We start from the raw sequence: 19,867 nt of genomic DNA, 5'->3' as shown, positions 1-19,867 counted from the left end.
AGGGCGATCACCAAAGGTTTGCTGAAGCCGGGCGATCGCCTCTGCGAAAAAATGCCTACCCACCGCCAGCAGGTTTACCCCTATCAGGTGGCGCTAATCGACCTTTATCTGGCAGCCCTTGAATCTGGTGAGCCCAAGCGGCTGGAATACCAATACCAGGGCGAAATTTCGGGCTGGTACATGACCCTAGTTACCCCGCTCTCCCTAGAGCTGCTCTACATGACCTTTACGGAGGTGAGCGGTGTGATCCACGACCCGCTCACGGGCCTCTACAACCGCCGCGTGCTGGAGATGGAGCTAGAGGCTTGGGAGGTGTGCCTCTTCATCGATCTCGATCGCTTCAAGCTGATCAACAACCAGCGGGGTCACTACCTGGGCGATGAGCTACTCAAGGCCGTGGCTACGGTATTGCAAGACCACGCGCAAACCCACAACGGCATTGCGGTGCGCAACAGCGGCGACAAATTTTTGCTGCTGCTGCCCGCTCTCAACGCCGACTCTACCGAACCCTGCCCCATCCCGACTGCGATCGCCGAAAATGTGCTGAGCGATGTTCTCGCCATTGAGGTTGAAGGAGTCAGCATTAGCGTCTCCATTGGCGTTGCCAGCGGCACCATCAACGCCTTTGACGTTGATGCCCCGATTGACCGACTGCTGCAGGCAGCCGAGACCGCTATGCGCGAGGCCAAACGTAACCGGCGCTCGAACTTGCCTCAGCACCGTATTCAGGCGTGGAATAGTGCTTTAGCGCGACGACGGCTGCGCCAAATCACCCTGGAAGCCTACCTAGAACAGCGCAGCAGTGAGCTGGAGTTTTGGCTTGCCTACCAACCCATCTGCCACATGCAAACCGGCGCGATTGTCGGGGCCGAAGCCCTAATTCGATGGGATTCGGCCCGTCTGGGTTCGGTAGCGCCGTCGGAGTTCATTCCCGTGGCCGAGGCGACGGGGCTGGTACACCGGATTAGCGACTGGGTGCTTTGCCACGCCCTAGAGCAGCTAGCCCAGTGGCAGGAGATCTCGAGCGAGTTCAATCTTTCCATCAATATCAGCCCCCTAGAGCTGGAAGATGATGACTTTTTAGACCGCATCATGCAGCGAGTAGCGGGGGCAGGTATTGTCAGCAACCGCTTTGGTGTTGAAATCACCGAGCGCGGCATTTATAGCAACCTGGAGCGCTACCTGCAAAGCCTGCAAGAACTGCGCGCTATGTCGCTGCGGCTTAAGGTCGACGACTTTGGCACGGGGCAATCGGGGCTAGCCCAGCTCTTGCAGTTTCGCTTTGATGAAGTCAAAGTCGATCGCTACTTTATCCCCACCAACGCTCAAAACTTAGAAAAAGTGGCAATCTGTCGGGCGATCGCTAACCTGGCCGAGGGCGTTAACTTTGACTTGGTGGCCGAGGGCATTGAGCATGCCGAGCAGCGCAGCCTCATGCTGGGGATGAACTACAACTACGGTCAGGGCTATCTCTTCTCTAGGCCAATGACGGCGCAGAACCTGACGACGCTGCTGCGGGAGGGGACGTGTTTGGCTGCAGGGGGTTGAGGTGAGTGGGTGAGTAGCTGAGGTGACATCGATAAGCCGAGTGCTCAATGGCCTTAACCTGCTAAGGCTTGTGGGTTGGGTAGTTGCCTGCGCGCGCAGCTAGCCTATTTGATGTTATCGCAACCAGTCAACGAGAGAATAAGGGTTTCAGCTGTTTTCGTAGTCCGTCGGTGGGCATATGACAGTTAGGGGTCACAAGCCTTAAACTACCCGCTCTACCCCTGCCCGACCCTTGGACAGTCGGAGCAACTTAGTCTCACCAGATTTGTGAAACTCTTGAGATTTTTTCACTGGCTGCACAAGCTGGTGGGATTTATTTTGGCAGAGCCTAAAACTCCACCCCCACGCCTGCCAGAGGCGACGGTATCATTCAGCCGTCGCGATTGACTAGCTCACCCGTTGCCTCACCACGCAATTACTCTGAGCCCGGGCTCGATCGCACCTACCCCAACCTGGTGGATGGGGCATTAGTAACCATGTTCCAGCGGGCTTTGACGGCGGGAAGACTAGCAAGTATTTACGAAGCGCAAGAAGGGCAGTAATGGCGGTAGTTATAGGGGCCGTAATCGCGGCGTCTGTGCTGGTTGGTATGGCGGCATTGCTGGTGCTACTGCAATGGGCCATGATTCACTGGATGGTTGAGGGGGATGAAGACCCTTGGGATTAGGGCGGATAAAGTGTCCGAGCTATCCAGTCAACGAGCAACTACTCAACCCTGGACTGGTAGCCAAAATTGGTAAGCCCCGTCTGGCCATTCGTGAAGGGCTGGTCAAGAGTTAGTGGGTTGTCCAGCGCACTTTGCAGTCTGCTGGCAATGTTGAGGTTGGAGCACTAAGGCCCGGCCCATTCTCACGCGAAGCAGAACCGCAATGACCAACACTCAAAACGCCGTTGCGGTAATGGCATTGCTGTTGCTCAGCTCATGCCAATCTGCTGCACCACCCCCTGCACCTGTAGCAGAACTGCAAGAGCAAGCAGAGGTCGTTGAGACCCCGGTAGAGACAATCGACTACCTAACCCAAGGCAAGCAGCAGGGCTATGAGGCCGCAGTCGCCGCGCAGACCGCTGTAGATGACCACTGGAAAGATGTGTCTGCACATTGGGATCTAGCGATTGCCTCCCTTGGGCAGGTGCCAACCGATAGCCCCGACTATGCCACGGCCCAGGCCAAGATCGTCGAGTACACCGCTAACCGTGACGTGGCAGCGGAACGCTACAGGGCCTACCAGGTCAAGGCTGCTGCTCCTGTGCCTGCACCTCAGGCACCTAGGGATACGGGTAAATCGTCTGATCAATCCCTTGAAGAAAAGATGGCGCTAATTGATGGGCTCCCAGGCCGTGAGAGCACATATGCAAGGTTGCTAGATCAAGTAGACGCAAAATGCACTCAAAACAGAGCGGAGATCGGGGACATCGCAGCGCGGTCTGTTGAGGTGGCTGCCCAATACGGCCATAGAACCAACATCTTAGACATGCTAGAAGGTGGGCATATAGCTACAAGAAACACTGATTTTCAGTTCGACTGCGTGGAAATTTTTAGCCTCATCGTCACGACGATGGATGCTCAATAAGAGCTAGCCGCCTCATATCCCAAACCGCCTACACGCTGCCTCAACTAGTGCAGCAGCCCAAGCCGCGATCGCAACCTCCCCAGCATCTCCCCTTGCGATGGCCGCTTGCTGGTGACGGAACTTGAGCGGCTCCTGCATGGCCCTAGCTTGATCAGCGGTGGCACGGCGGCGGCTGTCTACTTTTGTTAGGCCATGACGAGCCGACGAAAGGCTAGATCAGATTGCATCACTCACCGCACTTGGTGGTCGCCACCCAAATCGCACCTATAGCGATCGTCGTAGTTAAGAGATGCACTCCCCATCTTTCTATTTGAGAGATTTCCTTCAGCAGGTCTGGATTAACTGACAAGCTAATGGAGCCTATAGAGGCTGCGACAGCCACGAGCGCCCATTGCCAGTAGCCCCATGGGGTTTTACTCATATCACCTGAATAACCGAATAAGCGAATAGGCAAAGATAGCGCACTAAACCGCTACTCGCTGCGGCAATGTCCGTGGCCTGCCAATGCAGTGCAGCAGCACCCACGGCGATCGCAACCAACAAAACGCCCCGGCGCAGGGCCGGGGCTGTGTGCTCATTAGCTGTAATAGTAAGCGGTCTATGCTGCGATCGCCCAGGTGTCTACCACCTCGAGGTCGGGGTAGTGCTCGGACACATGGGCCACGATCGCGGCCTGCTCACCCCAGCCGTAGTGGCCACCGCTGGTTACCTCGACGTTGATGCCGTCGATGATAGTCTGACCATTGGCAACGTGCGCTGTGATGACGCGATACCAACGAGTGCGAGTGCGGCGGGTTAGATTTTGAACGGTTGCAAGTACCATGTAATTACCTATCACTTTGGGTAGTCCCCTGCCATGACCTTGAAACATTGGCAGGGGTTTTTGCATTGGTGCCCTCTTTTAACGCCGTGGGCTGACAGCGTGGCCCCTATGACAGGGCCGAAACCATTTCCTCCTTCCGCAGGTGCTTGCCCTTGCCGTGGGCATTCCGCCAGGCGATACCCCAGCGGCTGCACTCCTTCCGCAGCTCAGTGCTGGTCATGTCCTGGTAGTCAGTGGCGGCCACCTCGACCCGTGCGATCGCTACCTGGTGCAGCCGTCTGAGTTTATTGAGTGGGTTGATGGTGAGGTGGGATGACCATAGAAGAGCTGGCCCAAATCATTGCTACGGCGACGTGCCCCTCTCAATCCGCATGAGACAGGACGACGGCGACGCGATTGGCATTCGGGTAGCGTTGGATATGCGCCAATCGGGTCAATACGACAGCATGAACTACGAGCAGGTGTTGGCCCCTCTGAAACGGCATCGGGCTGAGGCTGACGCAGCCGACTAAGCCACATGGCCGATCGCAGGGGGTAGAGTGCGATTGCACCCTACCATCAGGGGCACCATAGGCCCAACAGCGGGCGCGATGCCATGTCTAGATGCAATAAACCCCCACAGACACCGCTGGTCTGTGGGGGTTTTGTTTTGGCGCGATTAGCTATTTAGCCCGCTCAAGTCGTAGGCCTGAATCAACTTGGAGCCATGGGCAGCGATCTACCTCTCTATTTCTCCTCCAAGCATCTCGGCTTTTTTTTCGTCTGTGGCTTGGAGTACCAGTGCCTCTAGTTTTTCCAGTTCACTGCAATCGCCCGTGCTGGTCTTGGAAACATCAACAGCCTGCTGGTGCAGCGGCCCTAGATATTTGCGTGGATCGTCAGGTTGTGTGGACCCTTTAGTAATCATGGTGATGATTTGTGACGGTACCACTTGCCCATTATTGCGAAGCTCGGGTTTGGACACCATAGGCTAACAACGAGCAGGATTCCTGAATCGTAGATGCACCCTAAAAACTAACCCCCATAGGTACCGCTAGCCCGTGGGGATTTTGTTTGGGTACCTGTGACGCCATCCCTGTTAGGGTTAAATGCTCCTAAATTCAACGGCCTTAAGCAAGTTAAGGGCAGGGTGGATTGAGTAGTTGTCTGCGCGCAATTAGCCGATCTAACCTACCCCATATCTGTACCCAAATGTCTTGGACATAGCTGAGTTGGAATTGTCCAGCGCTGCGCTAGACAAACTTTGGTACGTTTCACGAAAGAGCCGCTGAGAGAGATTGTGATGCGGCTTTAAAGCGTGGGCCAATTCGCCGGTGCTTAATTTAACAGGTTTATAGCTCTTCTGGGTTAATTTTCAGCACGCCAGTCTCACCCCTTACGCGGGTCGAGGCAAGCTTAGTTCAGTGACGTAATAGCTCCCAAAATGCCTGAAGGCCATGACACAACACGATCCCTTTGCTCCCCCGGGCTGGTTCGGTAGACAAGCGATGTCGCGGTGGAGTGAATGGGTGCCGGGGCTGGCGGCGAGCCTGAGCGTGGGGCTGGGGCTGCTGGTACTGAGCGCTTGGCATACTCACACTACAGCGATTATTCAGTGGCCAGCGGGGTCACCGCCCACTCGCTACAATGCGGCGATTTTGATGGTCTTGCTAGGACTGGCGCTGCTGAGCTGGATACGGCGGTGGCGCAGCTGGGCGCTGGGCCTAAGTGGGGCGGTGGTGGTCCTTAGCGGGCTGACCCTGGTGCAGTACCTGGCGGGGATCAACCTGGGTATTGACCAACTGCTGATGCACGACTACATCACCACCGAACTTTACGCCCCCAGCCAGATCGATCCTCGGGCCATTCAGACACCCATCCATCAGCTGTTTATTCAAGTCGAGCAGCCCTTGCCAGGGCGCCCGTCCCCCAACGCGACTTTGAGCTTCTTATGCTTGGGTCTGGCGGTACTGGGGTTGGCGATTGCCGATCACAAGCCATCATCCCAATTTCCCCCGGCCCGTCTACCTTGGATTCCCGCCGTGGCTGCCACCCTGGCCACTGGGGTGGTTGGCTCCAACCTGATCGTGCTGCTGGGCTACCTGACCCAGCTGGGCACCGCCTACACCTGGCGCTTTTTGACCGGCGTGGCGCTTCCCACTGCCGTGGTGCTGCTAGGGCTGGGGCTAGGCATCGTGGTTGCAGTGCTGCACCGTCAGCCCCACCCCGGCCAGCCGCGCTGGCTGGCCGGGAGCGTAGGGTTTGGGGTGGCCACCGCTAGTCTGCTACTGTGGGAGGCACTGATCAGCTGGAGCTCCACTCTGCGAAGTGAGCTCTCAGCGCAATTGGCCCAGCAGGTGACTAACCTGCTGCTGCCAGCAGCCAATATCGTGCTGACGGCAGGTCTGATATCGGCGCTGCTGGTAGCAGGAGTACTCCATTTGTACCGACGCTCCCAGGCTCAGGCTCAGAAGCTCCACCGGCTGAACGATGCCTTGACCCAGACTCGATCGCTGCTCGACACCATCCTTGAATCTACCGGCGACGGCATTTTAGTCCTTGATGCCGACTGGCATATCCGCTACTTCAACAGCCGCTTTCTGCGGCAGTGGGCGATTCCTCTCGCTTTGGCGGATGAGGTCGTCCGCAGCGGTGCCACCACCAACTTCTATCCCTTTATTCTCAGCCAAACCAAAGACCCCCAAGCGTTTGATGCTGCCTTCCAACGCATGATGGCGGATTTGAACCAGAAGACCTTTGACCGGGTCGAGCTAATCGATGGCCGCGTTCTGGAGCGTCACGGACGCCCCCATCGAGTGGGCGATCGTACCGTGGGCAAAGTCCTCACCTACCACGACGTCACCGAGCGCCACCGGGCCGAAATGGCCCTGCGCGACAGCGAAGACCGCTATCGGTCGGTCGTAACCGCCCTGGCGGAGGGGGTAGTACTTCAAGATGCTAACGGGGTTATTCAGACCTGCAACAGCCGCGCCGAAGAAATTTTGGGCCTGACGCTGGATCAGATGCAAGGTCGCACCTCCATCGACCCGCGCTGGCGCAGCATCTATGAAGACGGTCGTCCCTTCCCCAACGACAAACACCCCGCCATAGTCACCCTGCGCACCGGGCAGCCCAACCGCAACGTCATCATAGGTATCCACAAGCCCAACGGTACCCTTACCTGGATCTCCGTTAATGCCGAGCCCATGGTGCGCTCCGGTGAAACCCAGCCCTATGCCGTAGTTTGCTCCTTTGCCGATATCACTCAACGGCGGCAGATGGAAGAGGCCCTGTTTCACGAAAAAGAGCTGGCTCAGGTCACTCTTCACTCTATTGGCGACGCCGTGATCACCACTGACGTGGCCGGTCGCGTCGAATACTGCAACCCCGTCGCCCAATCCCTCACTGGTTGGAGCCAGGCGGAGGCCCAAGGGCGCCCCCTGGACACTGTATTCACCATCATTCACGAAGAGACCCGCGAGCCTGCCCCCAACCCAGTGGAAATAGCCCTGCGGGAGAACCGCGTGGTCGCGCTGGCAAAAGATACCGTGCTGCTGTCCCGCGATGGACGCGAAATTGGTGTAGACGATTCTGCCGCCCCCATCTGCGATCGCCAGGGCCAAACCGTAGGTGCCGTAATGGTGTTCCACGATGTCACTCAGTCCCGGCAGCTTACCCGGCAGGTTACCTGGCAAGCTATCCATGACCCTCTAACTGGGCTGGTCAACCGTCGCGAGTTTGAACGCCGCCTGCACCAGGCGATCGCCCGAGCCCAGGCCCATGAGGGCAGCTATGTGCTGTGCTACCTCGATCTCGACCAGTTCAAAATTGTCAACGATACCTGTGGCCACAACGCTGGCGACGAACTGCTGCGCCAGATCACTAACCTGTTGCAGAGCCACATTCGCAAAACCGACACACTAGCCCGCCTAGGGGGTGACGAGTTTGGCGTGTTGCTGTATCAGTGCGCTCTTGAGCAGGCTCTGCGGGTGGCTCATAGCCTAAAAGATGCGGTACAAGATTTCCGTTTTGCTTGGGCAGGCAACACCTTCGCTATCGGCGTCAGCATTGGTGTGGTGCCTATCAACCACCACAGCGACACGTTGGAGAACGTGCTAATAGCCGCCGACACCGCCTGCTATACCGCCAAAAATAACGGACGTAACCGCGTCCATACTGTACACCTCGATGATCAGGCTCTGCTTCAACAGCAGGAAGAATTTCGCTGGGTGGCCCGCCTTACCCAAGCCTTAACCGACCATCGGTTTTGCCTCTTTGCCCAGCTCATCGTGCCGACTGCGCCGGGGCCAGCAAAAGAATATCACTACGAGGTGCTGCTACGCCTACGGGACGACACCAGGCAAATGATCCCGCCCCTGGCCTTTTTGCCAGCAGCGGAGCGCTACGGCCTGATGGCCAAGATCGATCGCTGGGTGGTCAGCACCCTGTTTCAGCACTGGCCCACCCTGCATAACCAGTTAGACTCAGACCCAACAGTGCCCACGGTCTATGCGATCAATCTTTCTGGAGCCAGCCTCAATGACGACGCCATGGTGGATTTTCTGCGCCAGCAGTTTGCCCTATACCCCGTGCCGCCCCAGCAAGTGTGCTTTGAAATTACCGAAACGGTGGCGATTGCTAACCTCTCCAAAGCCAGCGACTTTGTCCGCCAGTTAAGGGCGTTGGGTTGTCGCTTCGCCCTGGACGACTTTGGCAGCGGCGTGTCGTCCTTTGCCTACCTTAAAACCCTGCCTGTGGATTACCTCAAAATCGACGGTGGCTTCGTCAAAAACATTCTCGATGACCGTGTTGACTACGCTATGGTCGATGCTATTAGTACCATTGGCCGCGTTATGGGCCTCAAAACCATTGCCGAATACGTTGAAAACAGCGCCATTCTGGATTGCATCACAGCTATCGGCGTAGACTTTGCCCAGGGCTATGGCATTGGCCACCCCCAACCGCTGGTCTGCACCTACGACCTAGAGTGAAGCCTAATCTTCCACTCCCTAAAAAACTAGGGTTACCGCAACTGCAAGAAACTTAGCGTTGACCCGGAGCTGGGCATAGACTTTTGGTTGCTTTGAACAGTTGCCTGCGCGCGCAACTGGCGAATCTGGCTTCGCCGATGCAGCTGGAGGATAATTGTCTAGCACAGTGCTGGACAAATTTCGAAACGTTTGACGAAAGAGTTGTTGAAAAAGATTGTGATGTTGCTTTGAGGCGCGGGGCAGCTAAACCATGACTCAGATTTATTTCACTAGGCGTCTCCCTTTGCAACCGACTCATAGTTCTGCCACAGGCGTTTCACTGAACGTAGGACTGCTTCGTCCGGTAAGAATAATGTTTCAGCAAAATCGCATCGCGCACCCAGTCAAGAAGCGCCTTGGTGGAGTTGAACCATGCATAAATAACTCCGTACTAGCCATAAGAAAATCTTAAGTTGTATGTCTCCCATTCATCAAGAATTTATACTGAATCTGTCCATCTAAGATTCTATATTCGGCATTTAGTCTGAAGTTATTCCACTCAAGCTCCCCGTGGGGGTGTTTATGCAGACAGATTTCCATTTAAGATTCCGCATGGAGGTATTATGCAAAAATTTCCCCTCTAATTACGAGTTATCCCTTGTTTATTTTGATAAGCTATTTGACTACTAAAACTGCAGAAAACTGCAGACAAATGTTTTGAGCTGTTTGGGGGGAACGTTCAACCTAAGAATTTGAATGGCAAAAAGCTGATCTTGATCCATGCAATACTTCAATTGTAATTATTTAGGCGTTATCAAAAAAATATGATCCAGCCTGACCAATCTATCTTGAATGCTCGGAATCGATTAATCGCTATGTTTCTAGTGCTTTGTATTTTGGATACTACCTTGGTAATCATTGCGCGGGATAAATGGGCTATTGGCCGCATCTTACTCACAATTGTAGTAATGTATTTTGTTCTACAAGGGCGACAATGGGCAAAATGGCTCCTGACAGGTATCTGTAGTTTTTTGGTGATCATTTTGATGGCAATGGTTCTTTTACTGAGTTCAAAACTCTCCGTCATTCTCATAGTAGGAAGTTTGATGATGGCAATTCTCAGTTCCATTATTCCTATTTATATGATCAGTAGCAGGGATTTAGCTCATTACTTCTCCTGGAAAAGGCAAAATTATTCTCAATAACTTCATGTATAAATTTTATCTAACCAAAATCACTGCCTAACAACACCCATGCACACCGACCGCCGAGAGATTATTGGTTGAAGTTCAAGGTATCTACGGCAGGTGATGAGCATCGTTAGACCGCATACATTCAGCTAATTTCATGAAATATCGACTTTGAATGGGCAGAGTGACACTATGGGGAGGTCGCTGAAGTAATTAATAAGAAAACTGAGTGCTCAATGGTCTTAACTTGCTGAAAGCTTGTGGGTTGAGTAGTTGCCTGCACACCCAATTGGCCAATCTGGCTTAACCCCGTACCTGTACCCAAATGCTTTGGGCATAGCTGAGTGGGAATTGTTTGGTACAGTGTTAGACAAATTTTGGAACGTTTCACGAAAGAGCTGCCGCGAGATTGTGATGCTGCTTTGTGGCGCAGGACAACTATGCCGTCAGATTGGGGGCTACTCCCAGGCGCTAGAACCTCAGCTTTCCTTAGGAAATGAGTACTCTACCGTAATCTTGAGATTCACGTCAGCCAAGCCTTTTCCGACATTGCAGCCTTAAAGTCCGACTGGTCAGCCCTCGATCAACTGCCCTCCATCCCGCTAGAACTGCTCCAAAGGCGCCTTAGCGCTGCCCTCAGTTAGTAGAGGCTGGCCATGCTGCCTGATATTGGCACCGCTCCTACCCTATGGAAAGCAGCAGCGATGAATCAGAATAGCCATACTGCGCCACCAGTAATCCAGGAGATTAGCGGCCGCACGTCGCTGACGTCATTGTAGCGGTATTTGGAGGTGAGACTGGAGCAGATAGCGGGGACAGTCGCCGCATTGAACTACCAAACTTTATAGAAAAATGGCGACAACCTGTAGAAGGATGTCAATTTATACATCACAGTAACAATCTTTATCCGTACTAAGGCTACGATATTTGTAGTCTCTGATACGTTTGAGTCTAAACACAGGCACCCGGTTATCTGGACTACTCTACGGCGGTGGTTGATCCATCAAGACGTTAACGGGGAGAGAGAGGATGTCAAATATCGAGGGCGACTATGAAGCGGCTCGGTTAGCCGCGTTAGCTCGATATGATCTCCTAGATACGCCCCCAGAAGCGGCTTTTGATGATTTAGTTCAACTCGCCACTACGATCAGCCAAACCCCGATCGCCCTGATGAGTCTGATTGATGACCACCGCCAGTGGTTTAAGGCAAAGGTTGGCCTAACCGCAACGGAAACTCCCCGCGAGTGGGCCTTTTGCGCCCACGCAATTTTGCAGTCGCAGCCTCTCATCATCGAAAATGCTCTGCTCGACGAGCGCTTCGTGCAGAATCCGCTCGTTGTCGGGGAACCCCACATTCGTTTTTACGCCGGCTTCCCCCTCATTACTGCCCATGGTTATCGGCTAGGGACGCTGTGCGTCATCGATCGGCAACCGCGTCAACTAGACTCAAAGCAACTTGAATCGTTGGGCATCCTGAGCCGTCAGGTTGTGGCACAACTGGAGCTAAGATACGGGCACCGGGTGCTTAAGCAAACCTTAAAAGACCGTACAGATATTGAGTTTACGTTAGATCAGTCTTCCATTGTGGCGATCGCAGACGCCCAAGGGTTAATCACCTATGCCAATGATAAGTTCTGCGAAATTTCTCAATACTCAGCGGTAGAACTCATTGGCAACAAGCATCTCTTAGTGGAGGAAGACGAACATTCTCCGACTGAATTACAAGCCATTTGGCAAACCCTCAATCGTGGGCAGGTATGGCGAGGAGAAATCCAAAAATGCGCTCGGGACGGTAGCTTGTATTGGGCTAATACTACTATTGTCCCCTTTCTAGACGGTGATAACAGGCCCTATCAATACATCGCAATCTGTCATGATATTACGGCTCAAAAGCAGCTAGAGGCAAAACTGCGACGACAATCCGCTCAGGAACGCCTAGTTAGGCAAATGGCTGAGCGCATTCATGTTCAAGGTTCGCTCGATCTGACCGCGATTTTGCAGACCACCGTCGCTGAAGTGCGTCATCTACTAGAATCTGACCGAGTCCTGATATACCAACTCAACGCCGACCATAGTGGCTGTGTCGTGGTGGAATCGACGGATGCTCAATGGCGCAAAATCACGGGCACCCAGATTTACGATGGCCATTTTGCCCGATATTACTTACAGCTCTATGCCCAGGGTCGGGTGCAGGCGATCTCAGATATTGAGACCGCCGATTTGACCCCCTGCCATCGTGACTTGCTAGCCGATTTTCAAGTGCGGGCCAATCTAGTCGTACCCATTGTCGATGCGGTTAAGCTCTGGGGCTTGCTGGTGGTGCAACAATGTTCTGGCGCGAGGGTATGGCAAACGGATGAGATTGATCTACTCAAGCAACTCACCACCCAAGCGGCGATCGCGATTCATCAGTCAGAACTGTATCAGCAGTCTCAAGCTGAACTGGAGAAACGCCAACAGGCTGAGACTGTGTTGCGGCAGCAATTTGAGCGGGAGCGTTTAATTACGGCAGTAGCGCACCGCATTCGGGAGTCGTTAGACCTTAGTCAGATATTGAACACGACAGTGGCTGAGGTCAGGCAACTGTTACAGGCCGATCGGGTACTGACCTATCGCATCAATCCTGACGGTACCGGTTCAGTAACGAATGAAGCCGTTGCTCCAGGATGTTTTTCGTTGATGGATCAACCGCTACCCGAGGAGATTTTTCCGATTGACAGTCACCGCCTTTACCAACAGGGTCGGGTCCGCGCCATTGCTGATATTAGGCAAGACGATATCTCAGCTTGTTTGGTCGAAACCCTCCATCAACTTGGCGTGAAGTCCAAGCTCGTGGTCCCAATTCTCCACAATCAGGAGCTTTGGGGGCTGTTAATTGCTCACCAGTGCCATCGCTATCGGGACTGGCAAGCTTGGGAACTGGATTTTCTTAAAGAACTTTCGACCCATGTCGGCATTGCAATCGCTCAAGCAACCCTGTTAAAACAAGCGTCTCAGCAAGCCCAGGCGGAAGCCACCATCAATCGCCTCACCCGCCTGTTGCATACGCCTGGAGATGCCATCCGAGTGATGCAGCAAGTCATTGATGCTACCGTTACCACCTTTGGTTGTATTGGTGGACAGCTCTATATCTGCGCCGATCCCGAAGAGCAGAGTGACCAGCTTTACCGTTCAGGCGTACAACCAGCTTTAACCCTAGAGGGTGAAAGCTATCTTTGGCGTCGTTTGGCCCAGAGCGCGAACGGTGGAAGGCATCGGAAAAGGAGCAGTGGAGAAGCCCCAACTTACCATCTCTACACCCTGCAGGATTTTAGGCAAGATCCAGACCTGCGGACGTTAGGAGCGGCCTTCGAAGCGGTCGCCATTGATTCTGTACTGATTGTGCCCCTGCAATATCAGCAACAAGCTATTGGGTGGTTCAGCCTGTTTCGTCGCGAACTAGGTGCGAGCCTGTTGACAACTGGTGGATTTCCCAGCCGCCAACAGACTACTGCCGATGCCAGTTTATCCTCTCAAGACTTAGCGGATACGCCATTTGCTTCAGGATGGAACGCAGAAGACATCAAACTGTCGCAAACCCTTGCCACCCATTTATATATCACCGTGATGCAGCGGCGGATTGAGGCCACGATTCGCCATCAAGCTTGTCATGACCGGCTCACTGGATTACCCAATCGGCTGCTGTTTGAAGAAGAACTGGTCAAGGCTTTAGAACAACTCAAACCCGCCAATAACAGACTAAATAGTAGGATGCTCGCGGTCTGCTTTGTGGACCTCGACCATTTTAAGACGATTAATGACACGCTGGGCCATGCAGTTGGGGACCAGCTATTGCAGCAAGTGGCACAGCGAATTTCAGGCTGTTTAAAGAAGGGCGATATTGTGGCGCGTTGGGGTGGGGATGAATTTACCCTAATGCTTCAAAATATTCAGTCCACCAAAGATGTTACGAAAGTGGCTCAACGGGTTCTTCATAACCTGCGTGAGCCGTTTGTGTTCAATCGCCAGACCTTTCGAGTGACGACGAGCATTGGCATTGCACTCGCCCCCAGCCATGGTCAAGATGCTGAGACTTTGCTGAAAAATGCGGATGCAGCCATGTATGACGCCAAGCATCAGGGGCGCAATAACTACAAACTCCACTCCTCTGTCACGATAGGGAGATCCCTGGATCAACTGATTTTGACCAATGATCTTCACAAGGCTGTGGAGCAAAGTGAGTTTGTGCTGCACTATCAACCTCAGTTAGACCTGCAAACAGGCCAGGTGACTGCCGCTGAGGCTTTAATTCGTTGGCAGCATCCTCAAAAAGGGTTGCTGATGCCGGGAGAATTTATACCAACAGCCGAAGTGACGGGGCAAATCAGCGCGATTGATGAGTGGGTCATTTGTGCCGCCTGTGCTCAGATTCGCTCATGGCAAAACATTGGAAATCCACCCCTGCGTGTCGCTGTTAATCTTTCTGCTCAAACGATTCAGCAAAAAAACTTGCCCAAAAAGATTGCTCAAATCTTGCTAGACCATCGGCTTGAGCCCAGCCAGCTAGAGGTCGAAATTACAGAAAGAGTAGTGATGCAGGATATTCCTGCCGCGGTCTCCACCTTGCAAGAACTGAAAGATATGGGGATTTACATCTCAATGGATGACTTCGGCACAGGGCACTCTTCCCTTGCTGCCTTGAAGCAATTTCCGCTCCATTCCCTCAAAATTGCCCGCGAGTTTATTCAAGATCTGTCCTTTGAATCGAGGGAAATTGCCGTTGTGCAAGCGGTGATCGCTTTGGGACACGGCCTAAACCTGGAAACGGTTGCTGAAGGGGTCGAAAAAGTAGAACAGTTGCAGATATTGCGGGCTCTAGGCTGTAGTAGTGTTCAAGGTTACTTACTGAGTAAACCGCTGGCAGCCAAGCAATTTCAGCAATTTATTCAGACTCACAATACCGAGAGGAGTGGTGTAAGGCGGTTACAGAATTTTAGTGAGCCACCGCAATCGTTAGAGAGCCGGTCAGTCATACCCAGAGAAACCTAAAGGCACGGCGTCAATTGGCAGAAAGGGACTGAAACCCTTGATACACCGTTCTATTTTTCTGTACCAATTAGGGCACTGTTCAACTGGTACAAGAGCGTCTGCCAAAGAACGTAAAAAACACGATTTGAAAAGCTCTTCCCGCAAGGCTTTCAGCCTTAACGTAGGTTTCTGTTCCATTACTACTCAAACCCCGTAATGGTCTCTGCGCTTACTGACGGTCGCCTTCAACCGGGTGCGTCGCGGCAGGCGAACGGTGAACGTCGTGCCTGCCTGCGCCGTCGAGGCGACCTCTCCCGTTCCCCCGTGGGCGACGACGATCTCGCGCACGATATACAGCCCCAGATCAATGCTGCCTTGCCTCGGCTAGCTGAATCGCGGTCGTGCAGGCGATCGAGGGTTTGCCAACGCCCTCTTTGCCAGAAAGGTGCAAGATTCCGTGCTAGAGCGAGAGCACTGTCAGCCACGGCAAGCCTTACGTTGAAGGCCTTTACACCTTTTGGTGGATGAGAATCGTCACATCACATAGCACGTTCGGGTAGAATGCTTGCCTAGGCGTCGGGTTCGCCTTCATGTTCGCAACTAGCGCTACACGCAGCTCTGAAAAAGTTGAACACTTCCAGTTATCAGATTCTGTGCAAAAAGTGCGACAGTGTTTTAATCTTTCACAGGCGAAGTTGGCAGCAAAAATAAGGGTGTCATTGCCAAGCATCAACCGATGGGAGCATGGGCGAGCAACGCTTCTACCCATGGCGGTCATGCCATTTGAGCACTTGCTTCATTCGACGGGCGAGGCCGATAAGAAGTTGCTCGTCAAATACTTTTTGGAGTGAAACGAAGATTTTATGGTCAAGCCTCTCCATCACTCTACGTCGCCAAGCCATTCTTTCTCTCAGAATTGTACTCAGGTAAGCAGCAGCGTCAATGGTCAGGTTGCAGCAGACGGAGCTGGCTCAGCCCAGCCGTCTAATTTGATATTGGATATCCAGACCCTGCAAATCTTAGATAGTAGCGATGACTGCATCCAACTCTTGGATTTAGGCGGGCGCATTCTGTTCGTGAATCGGGGAGGGCAGGCGCTACTGGGCATTGACGATGTCACGCCCTTTCTCAATACATACTGGGCTGAGCTGTGGCAGGAAGCCGAGCAGCAGGCCGCCAGCGATGCGATCGCCCGTGCAGCGGCAGGCGAGGTATGTTCCATGGCAGGCCACCGTCCAACTCTTCAGGGTGAACCCAAGTGGTGGGCCAATAAAATTAGCCCCATTCGAAGCACAGATGGAAACGTTGAACGGCTTGTGTGCGTCTCGCGGGACATCACCACACACAAGCAGATTCAAGACACCGGTAAACAAACCGAGGAAAGATTACGGGAGTCAGAAGGTCGGTATCAAGCCATTGTTAACCAAGCCGTAACCGGCGTCGCCTGTGTGGATTTGGAGGGCAGGCTGACGCTGGTTAATCAGAAGTATTGCGACATCACTGGCTACTCAGACGATGAACTTTACCAGCGGCGCATGCAGGACATCACCCATCCTGAAGACCTGCCCCGCAATGTAGAACTGTTTAGGCGAATGTTGACGGAGGGCACACCGTTTGAGATTGAGAAACGCTATATCCGCAAGGATGGCTCGATCGTCTGGGTCAATAACAGTGTGTATGCGGTCTGCGATCGCGGGGGGCAACCGCAATCGGTAGTCGCGATCGCCCTAGACATCACCGAGCGCAAACGCCGGGAAGCCCATGGGGTATTCCTTGCAGAAATTGGTGAAGCCTTCTCGCGGTTTTCGACGGCCGACGAAATTATGCAAGCGGTTGGGGCGAAGATGGGGGCCTATTTGCAGATTACGACCTGCGCTTTCGCCGATGTCGATGAAGCCCACGATCGAGTGACCGCCCATCACGGCTGGAGCAGTCCAGAGGTGCCCAGTATAGTGGGCACGTTTTGCATCTCTCAATACTTAAGCAACGAATTTGTGCGGGCCAGCCGAGCTGGAGAAACCGTTGTAGTCTGCAATACCCAAACAGACCCGCGCACCGATGCCGCTGGCTATGCGGCACTCGATATGTATTCCTTTGTCACCGTTCCATTTCATCGCCATGGCCAATGGACCCATTACATTGCCATCTGTCACTCGCAACCCCGGCAGTGGCGTGAAGACGAGATTCAACTGATTGAAGAAATCTCAAACCGCATCTTCCCGCGTCTGGAACGAGCCCGTGCCGAGGCAGCTCTGCGCCAAAGCGAGGAGCGGTTTCGCACCGTCACCGCTACCGTTCCCCAGCTGATTTGGACGGCAATGCCTGACGGTCGGGTGGACTACATGAGTGACCAATGGGCAGACTACGTAGGACTTACGCCACAGCAACTGCATGGTTGGAACTGGCAACAAGTTACGCACCCGGAGGATCTGCCCAATACTGAACGAGACTGGCAGCACTGTCTTCAATCGGGCGAGCCGCTCGAAATTCAGCATCGCTTTCGCCATCACACCGGGGAATGGCGCTGGCAGTTGGTACGGGGTGTGCCGATTAAAGATGCAGATGGAATCATTAGGCAATGGGTTGGCACCTGCACCGACATTCAGGGTGAGGTCGATATTAAAGAAGCATTGCGCGAGTCAGAGGCAAAATATCGATCGCTGTTTGATTCTATCGATGAAGGCTTTTGCATTATCGAAGTTTTGTTTGATGCCACCGGCAATGCCTTTGACTACCGCTTCTTAGAAGCTAACGCCGCCTTTGAAAAACAGACCGGACTGGTGGACGTGATTGGCAAAACCGTGCGAGAATTTGCCCCAAAAATGGAGTCGCACTGGTTTGAGCTTTACGGCAGAATCGCGCTAACGGGAGTGCCAGAGCGGTTTGAAAACACGGCCCAGGAACTGGGGCGGTTTTACGATGTTTACGCCTTTCGCATGGGCGAGCCCCAGGAGCGCAAGGTAGCCGTTCTCTTCAACGACATCAGCGATCGCAAGCGCATCGAAGACGAACGCAAACGGGCAGAACAGGACCTGAGGGAAAGCGAGGAGTGGGCACGCCTAGCCATCCAGGTGGCTAAACTGGGCGGTTGGCGGCTGCATCTAGACACCAACCTCGTGGAGATGGACGAGCGGATGCGGGAAATTTGGGGAGAGTCAGAGGATACGGTGATGGTGCCTCTCCCGCAAGTCTTGGAGCGGATGCACCCGGACGATCGCGAACGAGTGTCTACGGCGGTGAATGGGGCGCTCGAGCCTCAATCGGCTGGAACTTACGAAATTGAATATCGAATTGTGTGGAATGACGGCACCGAACGGTGGGTATTAGCCAAAGGGCAAGCCCAATTTGATGGAGCAGGGGAGTTCCGCCGAACGGTTGATTTCTTTGGCATATTGCTGGATATTACCGATCGCAAACAGGCAGACGTCGAGCGAGAACTGCTGCTGCAACGGGAGCAATCGGCACGGGAAGAAGCCGAGCAGGCAAATCGTATTAAAGACGAGTTTTTGGCCGTGCTATCCCATGAACTCAGGTCGCCCCTCAACCCCATTCTCGGTTGGTCTACACTTTTGCTGAGCGGTAAGCTAGATACCGCTAAAACAACCCATGCGCTAACGACTATTCAACGCAACGCCAAGCTGCAATCAGAACTCATTGAAGATTTGCTCGATGTATCGCGAATTTTGCGCGGCAAGCTAAACCTCAACGTGGCTCCCGTCAATCTTGCCAACAAAATTCGAGGCGCAATGGAAACGGTGCGATTGGCTGCCGAAGCCAAGTCCATCGATTTACAGTTTACGATTTTAGGTTTTAGAGCAGAAGACGAGGACGAGCTAACATCCTCTAGCGCAGCGGCGCAAAGCGCTATCCAAAATCCAAAATGTATGGTTTGGGGCGATTCCACACGACTACAGCAGGTGATCTGGAACCTTCTCTCCAATGCGGTGAAATTTACCCCTGCTGGTGGGCGGGTTGACATTAGTTTGTCATCGCTCACAGGGGATTTGTCCTTAGCTATTGATGCTTCATCTCTAGTTAGTACCGACAGCCAAATCATTAATAACAACGAAAAAAACGCTAGTTATGCTCAAATCACCGTCAGCGATACGGGAAAAGGCATTTCACCTGACTTTTTACCCCATGTGTTTGACTATTTCCGCCAAGCGGATGGTACAACTACCCGACAGTTTGGTGGCCTGGGATTAGGCCTGGCGATCGTGCGTCATTTGGTTGAACTGCATGGAGGAACCGTTAGAGCCGACAGCTTAGGGGAGGATCAAGGCGCAACCTTCACCATTCGCCTCCCCCTCTTGCAGGCTTCATTACAGGTAGACCGGGAGCGATCGCCCCAGCCCTCCCACGATTTGAACGGCATCAAAATCGTGGTGGTGGACGATGAACCCGACACCCGAGAATTGGTGGTGTTTGTATTAGAACAGCAGGGAGCACAGGTGATAACCGCTACTTCTGCCCACGAGGCATTGCTTGTTTTGCCTCAAGCCAAGCCAGATGTTCTGTTGAGTGATATTGGCATGCCAGAGATGGATGGCTATATGCTGATCCAGCAGGTGAGGGCCTTAGCTCCTGAACAAGGGGGGCAAGTTCCGGCGATCGCCCTCACGGCCTATGCAGGAGATACCAATCAACAACAGGTGATTGCCGCAGGTTTCCAAAGGCACATCTCGAAGCCCATTGATCCCCAAGCGTTAGTGCAGGCGATCGCTCAGTTAATTCATTCCCGTTAATTTTCACCAGCTCTGGATCGAGGGAAGGCCGCGA

14 protein-coding genes are annotated in these 19,867 nt (G+C 53.5%); 10 read left to right on the top strand and 4 right to left on the bottom strand.

Annotation, left to right across the window (positions count from 1 at the left end; genetic code table 11):
- The 4 genes from H6F59_RS25740 to H6F59_RS25730 all read left to right on the top strand — a co-directional run.
- A partial coding sequence (locus H6F59_RS25740; protein ID WP_190707987.1) for a bifunctional diguanylate cyclase/phosphodiesterase occupies nucleotides 1–1,548 on the top strand: 1,548 nt, incomplete at its 5' end.
- A 383-nt stretch (nucleotides 1,549–1,931) separates the two neighbouring features.
- A complete protein-coding gene (locus tag H6F59_RS25735; RefSeq protein WP_190707984.1) occupies nucleotides 1,932–2,090 on the top strand; it encodes a hypothetical protein in 159 nt (52 codons plus the stop codon).
- Nucleotides 2,090–2,215: a hypothetical protein gene (locus H6F59_RS26900; protein ID WP_277882465.1), complete on the top strand. Its 126-nt coding sequence runs from the start codon at nucleotides 2,090–2,092 to the stop codon at nucleotides 2,213–2,215. The genes H6F59_RS25735 and H6F59_RS26900 overlap by 1 nt, the downstream gene beginning before the upstream one ends.
- Before the next feature lie 202 nt (nucleotides 2,216–2,417).
- Nucleotides 2,418–3,119: a hypothetical protein gene (locus H6F59_RS25730; protein WP_190707981.1), complete on the top strand. Its 702-nt coding sequence runs from the start codon at nucleotides 2,418–2,420 to the stop codon at nucleotides 3,117–3,119.
- A gap of 598 nt (nucleotides 3,120–3,717) precedes the next feature.
- On the opposite strand, the gene H6F59_RS25725 is transcribed toward H6F59_RS25730, so the two are convergent.
- Nucleotides 3,718–3,942, bottom strand: coding sequence for a hypothetical protein (locus tag H6F59_RS25725; protein WP_190707978.1), 225 nt, complete (start codon nucleotides 3,940–3,942; stop codon nucleotides 3,718–3,720).
- A 142-nt stretch (nucleotides 3,943–4,084) separates the two neighbouring features.
- Here H6F59_RS25725 and H6F59_RS25720 point away from each other — a divergent pair, with 142 nt between their 5' ends.
- Both H6F59_RS25720 and H6F59_RS25715 read left to right on the top strand, forming a co-directional pair.
- Nucleotides 4,085–4,258 (top strand): hypothetical protein, encoded by a 174-nt coding sequence (locus H6F59_RS25720; protein ID WP_190707975.1) that lies wholly within the window; start codon nucleotides 4,085–4,087, stop codon nucleotides 4,256–4,258.
- 37 nt (nucleotides 4,259–4,295) lie between these two features.
- The gene (locus tag H6F59_RS25715; RefSeq protein WP_190707972.1) at nucleotides 4,296–4,454 is read left to right on the top strand and encodes a hypothetical protein; all 159 of its coding nucleotides are present in this window, start codon (nucleotides 4,296–4,298) and stop codon (nucleotides 4,452–4,454) included.
- Nucleotides 4,455–4,660: 206 nt separating this feature from the next.
- On the opposite strand, the gene H6F59_RS25710 is transcribed toward H6F59_RS25715, so the two are convergent.
- Nucleotides 4,661–4,909, bottom strand: coding sequence for a hypothetical protein (locus H6F59_RS25710; RefSeq protein ID WP_190707969.1), 249 nt, complete (start codon nucleotides 4,907–4,909; stop codon nucleotides 4,661–4,663).
- Nucleotides 4,910–5,378: 469 nt separating this feature from the next.
- On the opposite strand from H6F59_RS25710, the gene H6F59_RS25705 reads away from it, so the two are divergent.
- Entirely contained in the window at nucleotides 5,379–8,912 is a 3,534-nt protein-coding gene (locus H6F59_RS25705; protein WP_190707966.1) for a bifunctional diguanylate cyclase/phosphodiesterase, read from the top strand.
- A gap of 2,198 nt (nucleotides 8,913–11,110) precedes the next feature.
- A complete protein-coding gene (locus H6F59_RS25700) occupies nucleotides 11,111–15,109 on the top strand; it encodes an EAL domain-containing protein (RefSeq protein ID WP_242021703.1) in 3,999 nt (1,332 codons plus the stop codon).
- Nucleotides 15,110–15,292: 183 nt separating this feature from the next.
- Here H6F59_RS25700 and H6F59_RS27815 read toward each other — a convergent pair whose 3' ends face one another.
- Both H6F59_RS27815 and H6F59_RS27810 read right to left on the bottom strand, forming a co-directional pair.
- Entirely contained in the window at nucleotides 15,293–15,451 is a 159-nt protein-coding gene (locus H6F59_RS27815) for an ATP-binding protein (RefSeq protein ID WP_397194777.1), read from the bottom strand.
- Between the two features lies 1 nt (nucleotide 15,452).
- The gene (locus H6F59_RS27810) at nucleotides 15,453–15,539 is read right to left on the bottom strand and encodes an ArsA-related P-loop ATPase (protein ID WP_199304161.1); all 87 of its coding nucleotides are present in this window, start codon (nucleotides 15,537–15,539) and stop codon (nucleotides 15,453–15,455) included.
- Nucleotides 15,540–15,678: 139 nt separating this feature from the next.
- Between H6F59_RS27810 and H6F59_RS27805 the strand changes: the two genes are divergently transcribed.
- Together H6F59_RS27805 and H6F59_RS25685 are read left to right on the top strand one after the other, a co-directional pair.
- Nucleotides 15,679–15,939: a helix-turn-helix transcriptional regulator gene (locus H6F59_RS27805; RefSeq protein WP_190707960.1), complete on the top strand. Its 261-nt coding sequence runs from the start codon at nucleotides 15,679–15,681 to the stop codon at nucleotides 15,937–15,939.
- A 144-nt stretch (nucleotides 15,940–16,083) separates the two neighbouring features.
- A complete protein-coding gene (locus tag H6F59_RS25685; RefSeq protein WP_190707957.1) occupies nucleotides 16,084–19,833 on the top strand; it encodes a PAS domain S-box protein in 3,750 nt (1,249 codons plus the stop codon).
- Nucleotides 19,834–19,867 lie beyond the last annotated feature (34 nt).

The sequence above is a fragment of the Nodosilinea sp. FACHB-141 genome, from assembly GCF_014696135.1.
In the GTDB taxonomy this organism is placed as follows: Bacteria; Cyanobacteriota; Cyanobacteriia; order Phormidesmidales; family Phormidesmidaceae; genus Nodosilinea.
The sequence above is the reverse complement of the archived record's forward strand: the minus strand, read 5'-3'. Positions and strand labels throughout refer to the sequence as shown.

Bases quoted from the DNA above. Each gene is read 5' to 3' on its own strand.
- H6F59_RS25700 (WP_242021703.1), top strand. From the start codon at position 11,111: ATGTCAAATATCGAGGGCGACTATGAAGCGGCTCGGTTAGCCGCGTTA.
- H6F59_RS25725 (WP_190707978.1), bottom strand. From the start codon at position 3,942: ATGGTACTTGCAACCGTTCAAAATCTAACCCGCCGCACTCGCACTCGT.
- H6F59_RS25705 (WP_190707966.1), top strand. From the start codon at position 5,379: ATGACACAACACGATCCCTTTGCTCCCCCGGGCTGGTTCGGTAGACAA.
- H6F59_RS25730 (WP_190707981.1), top strand. From the start codon at position 2,418: ATGACCAACACTCAAAACGCCGTTGCGGTAATGGCATTGCTGTTGCTC.
- H6F59_RS26900 (WP_277882465.1), top strand. From the start codon at position 2,090: ATGGCGGTAGTTATAGGGGCCGTAATCGCGGCGTCTGTGCTGGTTGGT.
- H6F59_RS27805 (WP_190707960.1), top strand. From the start codon at position 15,679: ATGTTCGCAACTAGCGCTACACGCAGCTCTGAAAAAGTTGAACACTTC.
- H6F59_RS25710 (WP_190707969.1), bottom strand. From the start codon at position 4,909: ATGGTGTCCAAACCCGAGCTTCGCAATAATGGGCAAGTGGTACCGTCA.